The organism is Flavobacterium chungangensis, from assembly GCF_042654045.1.
Lineage (GTDB): Bacteria > Bacteroidota > Bacteroidia > Flavobacteriales > Flavobacteriaceae > Flavobacterium > Flavobacterium chungangensis.
On sequence record NZ_JBHSFY010000010.1, the window covers coordinates 89,793 to 108,303 of the forward strand.

The following is an 18,511-nucleotide window of genomic DNA, read 5'->3' on the forward strand; positions in this document are numbered from 1 at the left end:
TTAAGTGGAGTGCTTAATGAAACTTATTTTTAAGATTATAAAGTAGTCAAAGCTTAATTTTCTTAATCTCTTAATGGTTTGAAAAAAATATCTTAATGGTTCAATTAAAAATTTATAAAGTGAATATTTCAAAATCCATATTAACCTTCATTTTTGTTTTTTTCTTTTTCATTTCAAATGGACAAATTCTGCCTGTACGTTTAACAACAGAAATGGCTGAAAATCCATTAGCAGTTGTCGAGAATCAGCTGAAATTGAGCTGGCAATTGATTTCAAAAGAATCCGATGCATCACAAGTTGCTTATTTAATTTTAGTAGCTTCATCAGAAGAAAAATTAAACAATGATGATGGAGATATTTGGAATACGGGAAGAGTAAATACAGATAAAAACCTGCATATAGTTTATAGCGGAAAACCATTAAAAAGCGAAACCAAATATTTCTGGAAAGTGAAAGTTTGGAATCAGTCAGGGAAAGTTTCAAAATGGAGCAAAACTGCTTCGTTCAGAACTGCTTCATTAGAATCAGATTTAAATCCGACTTGGATTGGTGCTATTACCAAAGCTGATAGTCATTTGCCGGAAGGAAGAAACTACCACACAGCCACTTTCAACAGAGAAAAAAAGAACTCGTTTATCAACACTTCCGATTCGTTGGCACGAAGAAGTATAATGTTGCGTAAACCTTTCGAAATAGAAAAAGCAGTCAAAGAAGCAGTTGTTTACATTTCAGGTTTAGGACATTACGAATTGACTATCAATGGTAAAAAAGTGGGTAACAGTCAATTTGCACCTTTGTGGACCGATTACGACAAAACGGTTAATTACAATGTTTACGAATTGAGCGCAAAAGAATTTCAAAAAGGAGATAACGTAATTGGTGTTTTGTTAGGAAATGGGATGTACAATACATTGGCTGAGAGATATACCAAATTCTTTGTGAGTTTTGGTCCTCCGACTTTGTTTTTCAAAATGAAAATCAAATATAATGACGGTTCAGAAGAAATTATAAAATCAGATAGAACTTGGAAATACAGCAAAAGTCCTATTACCTATAACAGTATTTTTGGAGGAGAAGATTACAATGCCAATCTAGAACAAAAAGGTTGGAATCGAAAAGGTTTTAAAGATAGAGATTGGAAAAAAGTAGTGATTCAAGAAGCGCCAAAAGGAGTTTTAAGACCGCAGACCGCACCTCCAGTTACCATTCAGAAACAATACGAAGTTAAAACTGTAAAAGAGTTAAAACCGAATTTCTATGTTTTTGATATGGGGCAGAATCTTTCGGGATTTCCAACTATCAAAGTAAAAGGAAAAAGAGGACAAACGATTCGTGTTTGGGTGGCTGAAGGTTTAAATGAAGAAAGAACAATCGCGCAGGGAAGATCTGGAAAACCATACTATTACGATTACACTTTAAAAGGAGACGGAACAGAAGAATGGACACCAAAATTCAGTTTCTACGGTTATCAATATGTTCAAATTGAAAACATTAATTATAAAGAAGATAAGAATAAGGAACTTCCAACTTTAGTAGAGTTGAAATCGAATTTCATTTACAATTCGGCTGGAGAAGCAGGAAGTTTTTCATGTTCAAATGAAATTTTTAATAAAACGCACGAACTGATAAACAACTCCATAAAAAGTAATTTCCAAAGTGTTTTTACCGATTGTCCGCAACGTGAAAAGTTAGGCTGGCTGGAAGAAATTCAGTTGAATGGTCCGGGATTGATGTTCAATTATAATCTTCAAACTTTCCTTCCAGCAACGATGCAGAATATTTCTGATTCACAACGAGATAACGGTTTAATTCCGACAATAGTTCCAGAATATGTAATTTTTGGAGGTGATTTTACTGATTCTCCAGAATGGGGAGTTACAGGCGTAATTCTTCCTTGGATGTATTATGAATATTACGGCGACGCTTCATTATTAGAGAAATATTTTCCTGTAATGAAGAATTATGTGGACTATTTAGGAACGAAAGCAACAAACCATATCGTTTCGCACGGATTAGGCGATTGGTACGATTACGGAGCGCATCCTGCAGGATATTCTAAAAATAGTCCGATTGCGCTTTCTGCGACTTCGCACTATTATTATGGAGCTTATTTAGTAGCAAAAGCATCAAAATTATTAGGCAAAACGGAAGATTTCGAGAAATACAATGCTTTGGCTTCTGAGATCAAAACGGCTTTCAATAAGGAGTTTTTCAACGAAGAAATCAAACAGTACGGAACAAAAAGTCAGTTTAGCAATGCTGTTCCGATTTTTATGGATATTGTGGAGCCTCAGTATAAAGAAGCTGTAATGCAGAATTTACTAGCCGATATCAAAGAAAAAGGCGATCGTTTGACAACGGGAGATGTTGGAAATCGTTACTTATTCCAGACTTTGGCAAGAAATGGCGAAAACGAAACCATGTACAGAATGCACAATCATTACGATGCGCCGGGTTATGGTTTTCAGATTAAATTTGGCTTGACCACTTTAACGGAACAATGGGATCCGAGAAAAGGAAATTCGTGGAATCATTTTATGTTAGGGCAGATTGAAGAATGGTTTTACCAAAGTTTAGCCGGAATCATGTCTGATCCTGAAAAACCGGGTTTCAAACATTTTTTTATTCAGCCAGAAGTAGTAGGTGATATGACTTTCGCGAAAGCGGATTATCAATCGGTTTACGGAAAAATTGCTTCTTCTTGGCAAAAGAAAGACGGCAAATTTGTTTTGACAGTTCAGATTCCGGTGAATACAACTGCGACAGTAAAATTACCAGTTGCTAAAAATTCAGAGATAAAAATTGACAATAAAAAGGTTAGGGTAGGTTTTGATGAAAAAGTTCAAAAGCCTGTTTTAGAATTAGGATCAGGAATTTATACAATAGAATGCACAATATAATGGAACGCGGATGATACGGATTTACTTCGTAAAGACGCGGATAAAAACGGATTTTTCTTTTTTTTTAAAATAAATAAAAAATCCGTTTCATCAGCGTTTTCGCGATAGCGAATCCGTTTCATCAGCGTATCAAATAACAATATCAAAATGAAAAAATTAAAATACATCTTCTTAGTTTCCATTTTTGCTTTGACATTTGCCAATGCGCAGAGCACTTCTGATACTAATTTTAGAAAGCCAGTATCGGAAACATTGAAAAAGATTGAAACTCTTTTTAAAGTAACAATCAACGATGATAGAGGCTTATTAAAAGGAAAAGAATTGGATTATGCCGACTGGAGAATTGAACCTGGAAATCTGCCTCTTTCGCTGACCAATATTTTGGCACCGTTTGAATTGATGTATTTCAAACAACCCGATGGAACCTACATCATACGCAAGTATGAAAACCATAAAGTTTCGGTAGATAAAGGAAAAGAACGTTTGTTTTACTTAGAAAGCCTTTATTCGACCAAAGAAGAATGGGAGAAACGCAAAACGGAGTTAAAAGCTTGTATGATAACCTCATTTGGATTAGAAAAGGCTCCCCCAATGCCAAAATCTAAACCACTTTTAACTCCAAAAAGAATTTACAAAGACTACAGTGTCGAAAATATTGCTTTAGAAATTCTGCCTGGTGTTTATGCAACAGGATCGATTTACAAACCGTATCCGCTAAATAAAAAAGCAGCTGTTATCTTAACACCTGACGGACATTTTGGGGACGGTAGATATAGAAAAGACGAACAGTATCGTTGCGCCATGATGGCCAAAATGGGCGCAATTGTAGTAGGTTATGATTTATTTGCTTGGGGAGAATCGTTACTGCAATTTCCAGAAGAAACGCATAGAAACAGCATTGCATCTACCGTTCAGGTTTTAACTGGAATTCGTTTCTTGGATTATTTAGGAACGGTAAAAAATGCCGACATGTCGAGAGTTGGCGTTACAGGCGGTTCTGGTGGGGGGTCGCATACGATGTTTTTAGCTGCAATTGACGATCGAGTAAAAGTTTCAGCGCCAGTTGTAATGGTTTCTTCTCATTTCTCAGGCGGTTGTCCATGCGAAAGCGGACGCGGAATACATTTATGCGGAAACGGAACAAACAACGCCGAAATCTCAGCTATGATGGCACCAAAACCGCAATTGATTGTTTCTGATGGAAAAGACTGGACATTGGCGGTTCCAGAATTGGAATTTCCTTTTATCCAAAGAACGTATGAATTGTATGGAAAGAAAGATTTAGTCGAAAATGCTCATTTTGCAAAAGAAGGTCACGATTTCGGAATCTCGAAACGCATGGCTTTGTATCCGTTTATGGCGAAATATTTAGATCTAGATTTGAATAAAGTGAAGAACGACAAAGGCGAAATCGACGAATCGACTTGTGTGATTGAACCTTATGAGAAATTATATGTTTTTGGAAACAAAGCTGAAAATCTGCCAAAAAACGCACTGAAAGACATCAACAAATTATATGAAATGTTCGGAGAAAAAAATCTGAAAGTTTACGAGGTTAAGAAGTAATATTTGGGCGTGACCCAATTTGAAAAAGTGGGCAATTTTGTAACCGCTCATTTCGCCCCCTTTCCCAAATTGGGTCGGGCTATCCGCGCTACTTCGGTAGCCAGCTTCTATCCCTCACGCGCTATCGTAATTTAAGAACATTTGTGGTTAAAAGAACAATTCGGGTTTTGCCCAAAAAGTATAAAATATGAAGTTTAAAAATAAAATAATTGCTTTTCTAGGAGTTTCGCTGTTTGTTTTACAAAGCACAACAGCGCAAAGCAACACTGACCTAAAACTTTGGTACGATAAACCAGCTGCAATCTGGAACGAAGCCTTGCCTTTGGGTAACGGACGTTTGGGTGCCATGGTTTTTGGTGATCCAGCAGTAGAACGTTTGCAATTGAACGAAGAAACCATTTGGGCAGGTTCTCCAAACAGTAATGCACATTCCAAATCTATAAAAGCACTTCCAATTGTTCGTCAGTTAATTTTTGACGGAAAGTTTGATGAAGCTCAGGATTTAGCAACGAAGGATATCATGTCGCAAACGAATGATGGAATGCCGTATCAGACTTTCGGAAGCGTTTATATTTCATTTGTAGGACATCAAAAATATACCGATTATTACCGTGATTTAGATATCAGCAATGCGACAGCGAAAGTAAAATACAAAGTAAATGGTGTTGAATTTACGAGAGAAATTCTAACCGCATTTTCAGATCAGGTAATTGTAGTGAAACTTTCGGCAAGTCAGCCGGGACAGATTACTTGTAATGTTTTTATGAACAGTCCGATCGATAAAACAGTCGCTTCGACAGAAGGAAACCAGATTATACTTTCGGGAGTTGGAACTAACTTTGAAGGCGTAAAAGGAAAAGTGAAGTTTCAAGGAAGACTTACAGCTAAAAATAAAGGCGGGGAAATCGACGCAAGCAATGGTGTTTTAAGTATTAATAAAGCTGATGAAGTAACTTTATACATTTCGATTGCAACCAACTTCAAAAACTATCAGGATATTTCAGGTGATGAGATTGCAAAAAGCAAAGACTATTTAGCAAAAGCGGAAATAAAAGATTTTGAAACAATAAAGAAAGCGCATGTTGATTATTACCAAAAATTCTTCAACAGAGTATCTTTAAATTTAGGTTCTAATGATTTGGTTAAGAAACCCACAAACGAAAGAATCAGGGATTTCTCTAAACAATTTGACCCGCAATTGGCGAGTTTGTATTTCCAGTTTGGACGTTATCTTTTAATTTCAAGTTCACAACCGGGAGGACAGCCAGCCAATTTACAAGGAATTTGGAACGATATGGTCACTCCGCCGTGGGACAGTAAATACACGACCAACATCAATGCCGAAATGAATTATTGGCCGGCACAAGTAACCAATTTACAGGAAATGCATGAACCTTTTGTACAAATGGCAAAAGAGTTGGCTGTAACTGGTGCAGAAACAGCTAGAACCATGTACAACGCTAGTGGTTGGGTTTTACATCACAACACCGATATTTGGCGTGTTACAGCTCCGGTAGATTCAGCAGCTTCGGGAATGTGGCCAACGGGCGGTGCTTGGGTTTGTCAGGATTTATGGGAAAGATATTTATATACGGGAGATAAAAAGTATTTGGCAGAAATTTATCCAATCATGAAAGGCGCTGCTGATTTCTTTTTGGATTTTATGGTTATTGATCCTAATACAAAATATTTAGTGGTTGTTCCGTCAAGTTCACCTGAAAACACACATGCAGGAGGAACAGGAAAATCTACGATTGCATCAGGAACGACAATGGACAATCAGCTGGTTTTTGATTTGTTTACACATGTTATGGAAGCTTCGGCTTTGGTTGCACCAGATGCTGCTTATGCCAAAAAAGTGAGCGATGCTTTAGCAAAAATGCCTCCAATGAAAGTGGGAAAACACAGTCAGTTGCAGGAATGGCAAGACGATTGGGATAATCCAAAAGACAATCACCGACATGTTTCGCATTTGTACGGATTGTATCCGAGTAATCAGATTTCGGCAATTAAAACGCCTGAATTATTTGAAGCCGCTAAACAATCTTTAATTTACAGAACAGACGAATCTACAGGCTGGTCGATGGGATGGAAAGTGAATCTATGGGCGAGATTATTAGACGGAAATCATGCTTATAAATTAATTCAGGATCAATTGCATTTGGTAACAGCGGATCAAAGAAAAGGAGGAGGAACGTATCCGAATATGTTAGATGCGCATCAGCCATTTCAAATTGATGGAAACTTTGGATGCACAGCCGGTTTTGCCGAAATGCTGATGCAGAGTCAGGAAGATGTAATTCATTTATTGCCTGCTTTGCCAACTGTTTGGAAAGACGGAAGTATAAAAGGATTGGTTTCCAGAGGCGGATTTGTTATTGATATGACTTGGAAAAACAATAAAGTTTCGGAGTTGAAAATCTATTCGAAAATTGGAGGAAACTGTAGATTGAAAGTTGAGAATACACTAAAAGGTTCTTCTCTTAAAAAAGCAAAAGGAAAAAATTCGAATCCGTTGTTTTATGATGTGGAAGTGAAGAAACCAATTATTTCTAAAGAAGCAAAATTGCCTAAAGTACAATTGCCAACGTACAATATTTACGATGTGAATATGAAAGCAGGGCAGACTTATACTTTTTCGGGGAATTAATATATTATAAGTCTAGTTTGTCATTTCGAGGAACGAGAAACCGCACTAGAAACTCCGTAAAGAATGTCACCAATCTTTGTCGAATCCCGCGTGTGATTTCTCCCTTCGGTCGAAATGACAAAACAGTACAAAAAGAATAAAATAAAAACAGAATATGTTACAACATTTCAAACATAAAATAATAGCGCTTTCAGTCGTAATTGGATGTGTCAATACCAGTTGCAAATCTGGTGCAGATCATTCTCAAAAAGGAAAATCAGTAATTTTAAAAGAAAAAAACTTCAAACATTATGTGGATTATTTCAACACGATGGAAGATGAAAACTTGAAGTTTGCGATTCCGAATGACAGTGCTTGGGCTTGGATGGAAAAGAATATTCCGTTGTTTGAATGTCCGCAGCAAAATTTTGAGGAAATATATTATTTCCGTTGGTGGAGTGTGCGTAAACATATAAAAAATACACCACAAGGGTTTGCGATTACAGAGTTTTTGGTAGACCGTTCGTATGCCGATAAATACAATATGATTAGTTGTGCTTTGGGACATCATATTAACGAATTTAGATGGGTTCATGATCCTAAATACATTGAGCAGGATGTGAAACTTTGGTATCGAGGAAATGATGGAAAACCGATGAACAAATTGTATAAATTCAGCAGTTGGACAGCCGATGCTTTATACAATCGTTATTTGGTAAATAAAGATGAAAAATTCTTATTGGATTTGTATCCAGACATGGTTACAGATTATGCGGTTTGGGAAAAAGACCGCCAACGTAAAGACGGTTTGTTTTGGCAACATGATGTAAAAGATGGTATGGAAGAATCCTTAAGCGGCGGACGTAAAGTACAAAATGCAAGACCTACGATTAACAGTTATATGTATGGAAATGCTGTAGCGATTTCTAAAATGGCTGAATTGAAAGGCGATAAGGAAGTTGAAGTAAAATTCAAGGCAAAAGCTGACATTATACAACAATTAGTAGAAACGAAATTATGGAATAAGAAAAGCGAGTTTTTTGAAACTTTAACAGAAAAAGATACATTAGCGCAAGTTAGAGAAGCAATCGGATTTATTCCGTGGTATTTTAATCTTCCTGAAAAAGGAAAAGGTTTTGAAAAAGCTTGGGAGCAAATTAAGGATGAAAAAGGATTTTCAGCTCCATTCGGCTTGACTACTGCAGAAAGAAGAAGTCCACGTTTTAGAACGCACGGAACTGGAACTTGTGAGTGGGACGGTGCCATTTGGCCTTTTGCAAGTTCGCAGACCTTAACGGCTTTAGCAAATGTTTTGAATAATTATAATCAGAATTTTGTAGCCAAACCTGATTATTTCAAACAAATGGAATTGTACGTACAGTCACAGTATTACAGAGGAAAACCATATCTTGGCGAGTATTTGGATGAAACAACGGGTTATTGGTTAATGGGCGACAGAGAAAGAAGCCGTTATTACAACCATTCGACTTTCAACGATTTAGTGATTACAGGTTTGGTTGGTTTACGTCCGAGAGCAGATGAAAAGATTGAAGTAAATCCGTTGATTCCACAAGAAAAATGGGATTGGTTTTGTTTGGATAATGTTTTGTATCACGGAAATATCATTACCATTCTTTGGGACAAAACTGGAGAAAAATATAAAAAAGGAAAAGGTTTTAGGATCTTTAAAAACGGAAAAGAAATAGCATTTTCTGAGAAATTGGAGAAGTTAGTTTCTGAATAATTTTAAACCCAACAGTTTTTAAAGCTTGTTAGGCTTAGCAGATAAAATTGATTTAGTTAAGAATAAAATTTGGAGAAAACAGTATTAAATTATTCAATCAAAGGTGGTGTATTTCATATTGTATGGAATATGGTATTTGTGGTTTTAGGGATTTACTTTTTATCACTTATAAATGTTGAAAAATTTACATTTAAATTTAGCAATTTAATATTACCAATTGTCGCTGTTTTGTTTATCATCGTTTATGGAAAAAAAGCGGTAATGACTCTTTTTAATTTTCATAAAAAAATAATATTCTCACAAGAAGGATTAGAACTTAATGAGGTTTTTTATGAATGGAAAGATATTGTATTTCCAAGAGTTATTGTCAAAACAGAACACACGGCAAAGTACAATTTGTCATACAAGGAGTTTTACCTCACTTTTGTTTATAAACAGAAAACGATCGAAATAAAAATAGATGATTACGATGTATCTGAAAATGAAATCAAGCAACTTCTAAAAAAGTATACTCCAAAGTTTACACCAAGCACTATGAGCGAAAATAAAATTGTTTACCAACCTATACATGATTTTGACCAGATCATCACTCTAGATGAATATTACGATCTTGAATATGAGGAATCTGAAGAAGCCATTAAAGACATTCAGAAATTGGCGGTAAAAGATCTAGAGTCAGTAAAGCGTTTCTGTGAAAACAATATTTATGCACAGCCTGATAAAGTTAGGTTTGTCTATTATGCATTGAGTGAGGATGAAGATCTTGATAAATGGGCAGATTTTCTTTCGGATGAATTCAGAAGGGTTTACCAAATAGGATTAGAGCAAAATAAAGTTAAGGAACTTTCTTCTGTTATTAATGAAATTATAGTCGAGACAATAGATTCTTATGGTGCGGAAAGGGTTAGAGAAACATTGCTAAAAGGTTTGGATCATAAAGAATTTGAAACTCGTTTAAATGCTTTGGAATTTCTTCCTGATTGGATTGATGAACAGGTTTTAAAGGCTAATCCATCTATAGTATCGAAGCTGAGACAAAAGCTGAAAGATCCAGAGTGGAAAATACGTTGGGAAACAAGTAAATTATTAGAACGAAATAAAATAGCTTTTGAGAGTTTAAGCACATTGGATAAATTAAGACGATTTATAAATCCTTAACAATCTAATTTTGAGCTTCGGAGAAGCTTAATATTTATAGCAAAATAAAGATCCAATTGATAAAAAGCTCCAGCGGAGCGATACCTATAGAAAATTATGTCACCCCGCTGGGGCTTATCGAACTAACTATTATAAAATCTATAAATATATTGTCCCTCTGGGACTTGACATTATTTAAAAAATACCATGAAAAAGTTTTTTTTACATCTTACCTTAATCATTTCACTTTTCACAATTTCGGCGAAAGCCCAAAACAAAATCGTTGTAAGTGATTTAAAATGTGAAATGCTAACAAATCCAGAAGGAATTGACGTTTTACAGCCAAGATTGAGCTGGAAGATAAAAGCGAACGTAAATGATGTAAAACAAACTCATTATCAAATTTTAGCTTCTTCCTCTTTAGATAAACTAAATGCAGGAAACGCAGATTTATGGGACAGCGGAAAAGTACAAAGCGACGAATCTGTAAATGTAATTTATAACGGAAAAAAGCTAAAAGACAGACAAGATGTTTATTGGAAAGTAATTGTTTTTACTAATAAAGGCGAAGTAAAATCTACAGAAACAGCACATTTCAGTATCGGTATTTTAACTTATGCCGACTGGAAATCGACACGTTGGATTGGGTATGAAAAAACGTCTCCAGGAGATAGTATTTCACAGTATTCGAGATTATCAGCGAGATATTTAAGAAAAGAAATTGATCTGAAAAAGAAAGTCAAAAGCGCCAAGGTTTATATCATGGGAATGGGCTTGTATGAGTTATACATTAACGGAAATAAAATTGGTGATCAGGTTTTAGCTCCCGTTCCTACGGATTATACGAAGAATGTAAAATACAATGTTTTTGATGTTACTTCACAATTGCAAGAAGGAAAAAATGCATTGGGAACGATTTTAGGAAACGGACGTTTTTTTACGATGCGTCAGGATTATAAACCTTATAAAATCAAGACTTTTGGTTACCCGAAAATGGCTCTGCAATTGTTTGTAGAATATACTGATGGAAGTAAAGATGTTATTCGTACCGACGATACTTGGAAGATTACGACTGACGGACCAATTTTATCTAACAATGAATATGACGGTGAAGAATACGATGCCCGTAAAGAAATGAAAGGCTGGAATATCATCAATTTTAATGATAAAAAATGGCTTTCCGCAGAATATGTTCAGGAACCAGGTGGATTCTACGAAGGACAGATGTCGGCGAATATGAAGGTGAAACGTGAAGTAAAACCGATTTCAATCAAACAGACACCAAAAGGAACTTATATTCTGGATATGGGCCAAAATATGGTGGGCTGGTTACAATTGAAAATAAAAGGAAATGCGGGCGATAAAATAACCATGAAATTTGCTGAATCACTTCAGCCAGATGGTTCGTTATACATAGCCAATTTACGTGATGCCAAAACAACTGATATTTATACGTTAAAAGGCGAAGGCGAAGAAGTTTGGGAACCTCGTTTTATTTTTCACGGATTTAGATTTGTGGAGATTTCAGGTTTTAAAACCAAACCAACTTTAGAAAATTTCGTCGGAAAAGTCGTTTACGATGATATTGCGACAACAGGAACTTTTGATTCTTCAAACCCAATAATGAATCAGATTTTTAAAAATGCGTGGTGGGGAATCAGCGGGAATTATAAAGGAATGCCAATTGATTGTCCGCAACGAAATGAGCGTCAGCCTTGGTTGGGAGATAGAACAACAGGAGCTTACGGCGAAAGTTTCTTATTCGACAATCAGACATTGTATGCAAAATGGTTGGATGATATTAAATACTCACAAACTATTGATGGCGGACTTCCTGATGTTGCACCAGCTTTCTGGCGTTATTATGGCGATAATGTAACCTGGCCGGGAACTTACATTACAGTTGCTGATATGCTGTATCAACAGTTTGGAGACAAAAAAGTAGTAGAAAAACAATATCCGTCGATGAAAAAATGGATGGATTACATGGAAGAAAATTATCTGGTTGATGATATCATGACCAAAGATAAATACGGCGATTGGTGTGTTCCGCCAGAGTCCTTGGAATTAATTCGATCGAAAGATCCTGCGCGTTTAACGGATGGCGAATTGATTTCTAGTGCGTTTTATTATCAGCTTCTAAATATCATGAAAAAGTTTGCTGTAATTGCCAACGCAAAAGATGATATTAAACATTATGACGAATTAGCTTCAAGAATCAAAAAAGCATTCAATGCCAAATATTTTAATACAGCAAAAAACAATTACGCCAATAATACCGTAACAGCTAATTTACTGCCTTTGACATTCGGAATGGTTCCAGAAGAATTACAGCAAAAAGTTTTTGAGAATTTAGTTCATGAAGTTGAAGTGACTAAAAACGGTCATGTCAGCACAGGAGTTATTGGAACTCAGTTTTTGATGAGAACATTAACCAATTTTGGTCGTGGAGATTTAGCTTTCAAATTAGCGTCAAACAAAACCTATCCAAGTTGGGGTTATATGGTCGAAAACGGTGCCACAACCATTTGGGAACTTTGGAACGGAAACACAGCAGATCCTGCAATGAATTCGCAAAACCACGTCATGCTTTTAGGCGATTTACTGATTTGGTATTACGAAAATATGGCAGGAATCAAAAGTAATCCTGAAACTCCAGGCTTCAAACAAATTATCATGAAACCCGATTTCAATGCAGGATTGACTTATGTAAATGCTTCATACGAATCGATTTACGGAACGATTAAAAGCGATTGGAAAAAAGATAAAAAGGCTTTGGTTTGGAATATTACAGTTCCCGCAAATACTTCTGCAATTGTGTATCTTCCTGCAAGCGATATTTCAGCTGTTTCAATCAATAAACAGAAGCTGGATAAGACTTCTTGCGCTTATTCTGTAGAAAAAAATCAAATAATTGTCACACTTTCGTCAGGAAATTTTGCGATAAACGTTAAATAATCTGCATTTTTAATAATTCGGGACAGTACAGGATACATTGTTAATTTTTTGGTGTTATTTTTACACTTATTAAATATTTTTACCTAAAAAAATGTTGGGTATGTATTTATAGTCAAAAAAAATAATTCATAATTTAATTAAGAATGAAAATAACAAAATTAGCATTTGTCTTGTTTGGACTTTTCCTTTTAGGAAGTTGTAAATCGGCTTTAGAGAAAAAGACTTGGAAAGAAGGAATTTTAGTAGATCAATTTGTTTACGATAAAGCACCTTATCCGTCTTGCCATGCGATTACAATCGTCGAAGCTACAAATGGTGATTTAGTTGCCTCATGGTTTGGAGGAACACATGAAAGAAATCCTGATGTTTGTATTTACGTAGCCATCAAACCAAAAGGAAGTGATACTTGGAACGAAGGAGTAAAAGTGGCTGATGGTGTGATGAAAGAAGGGCCGAGATTACCAACTTGGAACCCAGTTTTATATCAAATTCCGGGTGGCGATTTAATGTTATTCTACAAAATAGGACCAAAACCATCAGAATGGTGGGGCGTAATCAGAACTTCATCTGATGGCGGAAAAACTTGGTCTGAAGCACAAAAGATGCCTGATGGTTTCTTAGGGCCAATCAAAAATAAACCAGTTTTATTAAGCAACGGAACATTATTATGTCCGTCAAGTATCGAAGGCGACGGTTGGAGACTTCGTATGGAATCTACTCCAGATTTCGGGAAAACTTGGGTAATGGGCGATACGCTTCCAAGAGGAAAACAAAAAATCAATGCGATTCAGCCAAGTATTTTATTTCATAAAGACGGAAGTATTCAAGCCATTGGAAGAACTCGAAACAGAGCAATCTTTAGCACATTTTCAAAAGATAACGGAAAAACTTGGTCAGATGTAGAGTTAATCGGACTTCCGAATAACAACTCAGGAACCGATGCTGTAACTTTAAAAGATGGAAGACATTTGTTAGTTTACAATCACGTTCTTCCTCCAGGAAAAGAAGCAAAAGGACCAAGAACACCTTTGAATGTTTCAGTTTCTAAAGACGGAATTCATTGGAACGCTGCTTTGGTTTTAGAAGATTCAAAAATCAGCCAATATTCTTATCCATCGATGATTCAAGGTTCAGACGGAATGGTTCATATCGTTTATACTTGGAGAAGAGAAAAACTGAAATACGTAAAAGTGGATCCAAGTAAATTAGTGGCGCTTCCAATCAAAAATGGAGTTTGGCCAGGAGAAGAAGGAAAAGTGGTAACTGCAGTAAAAGCTGAAGAAGAGTAAAATTAATTGAACCATTAAGAGATTAAGAAAGTTAAGTTGCTGTGCTTAATTTATGCTTTTAAAAAGAGAATTAAGCTTAATTTTCTTCATCTTCTAATGATAATAATATAAAGTAGTGAAGCTTAATTTACTAAATACCTTAATGGTAAAAACAATTAACATGAAGCTAAATAAAAATTTAATTATTGCAATGCTTGTTGTTATGTCAACGACATTCAACAGTTGTGCAACGGCTCAGTCTTCCAAAAAGCAAAAATATAAAGTGGCAGTTTGCGACTGGATGATTTTAAAAAGACAAAAATTAGGCGCTTTTGGTTTAGCAGCTGAAATAAAAGCGGACGGAATCGAACTAGATATGGGAGGCTTAGGAAATAGACCAACTTTCGACAGTAAACTAGGCGATCCTGTAGAAAGACAAAAATTTTTAGATAAATCGAAAGAAACCGGAGTTGGAATCAGTTCGATTGCGATGTCGGGGTTTTATGCACAGTCTTTCGCTACAAGAGAGATCACGCCAATGATTGCGGATTGTATCAAAGCGATGAAAGATATGAAAGTAAAAGTGGCGTATCTTCCATTAGGAACTCAAACCGATTTAGTTAAAAATCCAGAATTACGTCCAGAAGTAATTAAAAGACTGCAATGGGCAGGAAAAGAAGTAGGTAAAATTGGAGGAGTAATTGCAATTGAAACTTCTTTGAGTGCCACAGAAGAGAAAAAACTTTTAGAAGAAGTAGGTTCAAAATATATAAAAAGCTCTTTCAATTTTGCTAATGCTTTAGATAATAAAAGAGATATTTCATCAGAATTAAAAATTTTAGGAAAGAAATATGTAGCGCAGATTCACGCTTCCAATACCGATCAGTTTTGGTTAGAGAATGACAAAGCGATCGACATGCCAAAAATAAAAGCAACATTGGACGAAATGAAATGGAGCGGATGGCTAATTGTAGAGCGTTCTCGTGACGTAACACAAGTGCATAATGTAAAAGCCAATTATGGAGCAAACGTAGCTTATTTGAAGAAGATTTTTCAGAATTAAACAATAAACAGTGATCAATATGTAATCGTTAAACAACACAATTTTTCACTATAAATCTGCCGAGTCTGCTAATCTGCGAGAGATATTTTTCTCGCAGATCGGGCAGATTTAGCAGATTATTTTTAGAATGAATACCCAAAAACAGCATACTATGAAATATTTACAATTACTTTTTTTATGTTTTTATGTCTCTTTCGCGACAGCGCAGAGTATCACTATTGTTAGTGATCCGAGTTCCCCAAGAGCAAAATTTGGAGCAGAGAAATTATCTGAAACACTTTCAGCGAAAGGGTTCAGTGTAACTTCTTCTGATAAATTCAAAAAATCAAAAGATAAAGTAATTGTAATTGGAGAAAAAGGAACTGATTTCTGGAAGAAAAATGCTAAAAGCGCTAAAATCGATGATAGCAAATTAACCAAGAAAGAAGGCTTCCAGATTCGCACACAAAATAATGTAATTTATATTGAAGGAACAGATGCTTCTGGTACTTTATACGGAGCTTTAGAATTAACAGATAAAATTAAAGCTTCAGGAAAACTTCCTTCAGATTTGAATATTGAAGACAGTCCAGAAATGGTTTTGCGTGGAGCTTGTATCGGAATGCAGAAACCAGTTTATCTTCCAGGACGTGATGTTTACGAATATCCGTACACGCCAGAAACTTTCCCGTGGTTTTATGATAAAGCTTTATGGGTGAAGTATTTGGATATGCTGGTAGAAAACCGCATGAACTCGCTGTATTTATGGAACGGACATCCGTTTGCTTCTTTGGTAAAGTTGAAAGAATATCCATTTGCGGTTGAAGTCAGTGACGAAGATTTTAAAAAGAACGAAGAAATCTATAAATTCTTAACGGTTGAAGCCAACAAACGTGGAATCTGGGTAATTCAGATGTTCTACAATATTATTGTTTCTAAGCCTTTTGCAGAGCATTACAACATTAAAACTCAGGATCGTTCAAGACCGATAACACCGTTATTGTCTGATTACACCAGAAAATCTATTGCCGCTTTTATAGAAAAATATCCTAACGTTGGATTAATGGTTTGTTTGGGAGAAGCTATCAATACCGTTGATGATGATGTAGAATGGTTTACCAAAACGATTATTCCGGGTGTTCGCGATGGTTTACAAGCATTAGGAAAAACAGAAGAACCACCAATTATTTTGCGTTCTCACGATACAGACGGACCTTTGGTTATGGAAAAATCGCTTCCGTTATATAAAAACCTTTACACAGAAAGTAAATACACAGGAGAATCCTTAACGACTTATACGCCGGGAGGGCCTTGGGGAGAAACGCATAAACAATTGAGTGCTCTTAAATCAATTCATATAGAGAATGTTCATATTTTGGCAAACTTAGAACCTTTTAGATATGGTTCACCAGATTTTATTCAGAAAACTGTAAAAGCGATGCACAGCGTTCACGGAGCAAATGCACTGCATTTATATCCGCAGGCATCGTATTGGGATTGGCCGTATTCAGCAGATAAAACTAAATCAGGCGAACGTTTATTAGAAATGGATCGCGACTGGATTTGGTACAAAGCTTGGGCAAGATATGCTTGGGACAGTAAAAGAGATCGTAATGAAGAAGTTAAATTCTGGGATAATGATTTAGCTGCGAAATTCGGAACGACTCAAGAAGCCGCAAATAACATCCAAAAAGCCTACGATGAAACAGGAGAAATAGCTCCAAAAACTTTAAGACGTTTCGGAATCACAGAAGGAAACCGCCAAACTTTATTGTTAGGAATGTTTGAAAGTCAGTTGGTGAATCCGTCAAAATGGAGAGTTTATCCTGGTTTCCACGAATCTTGTGGGCCTCCGGGAGAATTGCTTTTAGAATATGCTAAAAAAGAATGGAATAAAGAACCACATTCTGGTGAGCTTCCAACTCAGATTATTGCTGAAATTACAGAACATGGAAGATTAGCGGTTGAAGCAATCGACAAAGCTGAAGCTAGCGTAACCAAAGAGAAAGAAGAGTTTGAACGTCTTAAAAATGATATTCATGCGTATAAAGCGTTCGCCGATTTCTTCTCAGAAAAAGTAAAAGCAGCGTTATTGGTTTTAAGATACAGTTATTCAAACGATATTGCCGATTTAGACAAAGCGATGCCTCATTTAGAAAAAAGCATTGAGCATTATGAATTATTGGTAAAACTGACAAAAGATACATATTATTATGCCAACAGTATGCAGACGGCTCAGCGTAGAATTCCGATTGGAGGAGACGACGGAAACAACAAAACGTGGGCAGAATTATTACCGCATTACGAACGTGAATTGGCTAATTTTAAAAGAAATTTAGAGAAACTAAAAGCCTCAAAAGATGGTAAAATTGAAACCAAAGAAGGAAAACCTTGGAAACCAGCAGAGGTAACTTTCATTGACGAAAAACTGGGAACTTATTTAGTTAAAAAAGGGACAAAAGTCTACGGAACAGATATTTCTGAGTTAACTAAAATTGCTCCTGAACTTCAAAACCTTAAAGGATTCTCGTTCGTAGAAAACGATCAAAACGAAAAAGGAACACATTTGAAGTTTAGAAACACAAAAGCGGTTAAATTAGTTGTCGGGTATTTCAATTCAGATCAAAAGAGATTTTTATTACCGCCAAGTTTAGAAACCGATGCTGCAGGAAATGCGCACGGTCAAGCTGAAGTGATTCTAGCAAGCGCGATAAATTTGAAAGATTTGCCACGTGTAAACATTCATACCTATACTTTTCAGCCAGGAGAGAATAAATTAGATTTAGGAAAAGGGAAAGTATTGATTTTAGGTTTTATCGACGCAGATCAAACCGTAACACCACGTGATGTTGGATATATTGATGCAGGAGAAAAGGCAGCTATAGACTGGTTGTTTTATTAATTTTTTGGGCGTGCCCCTCCGGGTCGGGCTGTACGTTCCCGCTTTTTTTGAGGCAAAGAAAAATTGCCTCAAAAAAGAGCTCCACTGCCATCCCTCACGCAAATAAACGTAAAGTTAAACCTGACGGGTTTTCAAAACCCGTCAGGTTTATACGCAAAGTATAAACACAATCTTGTCATCCCGAGGAACGAGGGATCTCCGCAATAAGCTCCGTACAGTTTGTCATTTCGAGGAACGAGAAATCACACGCGGGATTCGACAAAGATTGGGAATAACTATGAGGAGTCTCTAGTGTGATTTCTCCTCCGTCGAAATGACAAAAAAGCGAGGTAAGATAGAATAACTTAAACAACCTTATAAGCACT

General features: G+C 36.1%; 9 protein-coding genes. All 9 read left to right on the plus strand.

Features of this window, described 5'->3' with window-relative positions:
- The first annotated feature begins 95 nt into the window (after window positions 1-95).
- The 9 genes from ACFO3N_RS16160 (at window position 96) to ACFO3N_RS16200 (ending at window position 18,146) form a co-directional block, all read left to right on the plus strand.
- The gene (locus ACFO3N_RS16160) at window positions 96-2,900 is read left to right on the plus strand and encodes a glycoside hydrolase family 78 protein (protein ID WP_379799357.1); all 2,805 of its coding nucleotides are present in this window, start codon (window positions 96-98) and stop codon (window positions 2,898-2,900) included.
- Window positions 2,901-3,047: 147 nt separating this feature from the next.
- The gene (locus tag ACFO3N_RS16165; RefSeq protein ID WP_379799359.1) at window positions 3,048-4,466 is read left to right on the plus strand and encodes an acetylxylan esterase; all 1,419 of its coding nucleotides are present in this window, start codon (window positions 3,048-3,050) and stop codon (window positions 4,464-4,466) included.
- Between the two features lie 187 nt (window positions 4,467-4,653).
- Window positions 4,654-7,116 (plus strand): glycoside hydrolase family 95 protein, encoded by a 2,463-nt coding sequence (locus tag ACFO3N_RS16170; protein ID WP_379799361.1) that lies wholly within the window; start codon window positions 4,654-4,656, stop codon window positions 7,114-7,116.
- Between the two features lie 154 nt (window positions 7,117-7,270).
- Window positions 7,271-8,839: an MGH1-like glycoside hydrolase domain-containing protein gene (locus tag ACFO3N_RS16175; RefSeq protein WP_379799363.1), complete on the plus strand. Its 1,569-nt coding sequence runs from the start codon at window positions 7,271-7,273 to the stop codon at window positions 8,837-8,839.
- A 69-nt stretch (window positions 8,840-8,908) separates the two neighbouring features.
- On the plus strand, window positions 8,909-9,997 hold the full coding sequence (locus ACFO3N_RS16180; RefSeq protein ID WP_379799365.1) for a HEAT repeat domain-containing protein: 1,089 nt from the start codon (window positions 8,909-8,911) through the stop codon (window positions 9,995-9,997).
- A gap of 186 nt (window positions 9,998-10,183) precedes the next feature.
- The gene (locus ACFO3N_RS16185; RefSeq protein ID WP_379799367.1) at window positions 10,184-12,934 is read left to right on the plus strand and encodes a glycoside hydrolase family 78 protein; all 2,751 of its coding nucleotides are present in this window, start codon (window positions 10,184-10,186) and stop codon (window positions 12,932-12,934) included.
- Between the two features lie 143 nt (window positions 12,935-13,077).
- Window positions 13,078-14,223 (plus strand): sialidase family protein, encoded by a 1,146-nt coding sequence (locus ACFO3N_RS16190; protein ID WP_379799369.1) that lies wholly within the window; start codon window positions 13,078-13,080, stop codon window positions 14,221-14,223.
- A 160-nt stretch (window positions 14,224-14,383) separates the two neighbouring features.
- Window positions 14,384-15,265, plus strand: a complete 882-nt coding sequence (locus tag ACFO3N_RS16195; protein WP_379799371.1) for a sugar phosphate isomerase/epimerase family protein — start codon at window positions 14,384-14,386, stop codon at window positions 15,263-15,265.
- 151 nt (window positions 15,266-15,416) lie between these two features.
- The gene (locus ACFO3N_RS16200) at window positions 15,417-18,146 is read left to right on the plus strand and encodes an alpha-d-galacturonidase (protein WP_379799373.1); all 2,730 of its coding nucleotides are present in this window, start codon (window positions 15,417-15,419) and stop codon (window positions 18,144-18,146) included.
- Window positions 18,147-18,511 lie beyond the last annotated feature (365 nt).

What these genes read in the sequence shown, in the direction of transcription:
- ACFO3N_RS16190 (WP_379799369.1), top strand. Translation starts at nt 13,078, where the DNA reads ATGAAAATAACAAAATTAGCATTTGTCTTGTTTGGACTTTTCCTTTTA.
- ACFO3N_RS16170 (WP_379799361.1), top strand. Translation starts at nt 4,654, where the DNA reads ATGAAGTTTAAAAATAAAATAATTGCTTTTCTAGGAGTTTCGCTGTTT.
- ACFO3N_RS16175 (WP_379799363.1), top strand. Translation starts at nt 7,271, where the DNA reads ATGTTACAACATTTCAAACATAAAATAATAGCGCTTTCAGTCGTAATT.
- ACFO3N_RS16165 (WP_379799359.1), top strand. Translation starts at nt 3,048, where the DNA reads ATGAAAAAATTAAAATACATCTTCTTAGTTTCCATTTTTGCTTTGACA.
- ACFO3N_RS16185 (WP_379799367.1), top strand. Translation starts at nt 10,184, where the DNA reads ATGAAAAAGTTTTTTTTACATCTTACCTTAATCATTTCACTTTTCACA.
- ACFO3N_RS16200 (WP_379799373.1), top strand. Translation starts at nt 15,417, where the DNA reads ATGAAATATTTACAATTACTTTTTTTATGTTTTTATGTCTCTTTCGCG.
- ACFO3N_RS16160 (WP_379799357.1), top strand. Translation starts at nt 96, where the DNA reads ATGGTTCAATTAAAAATTTATAAAGTGAATATTTCAAAATCCATATTA.
- ACFO3N_RS16195 (WP_379799371.1), top strand. Translation starts at nt 14,384, where the DNA reads ATGAAGCTAAATAAAAATTTAATTATTGCAATGCTTGTTGTTATGTCA.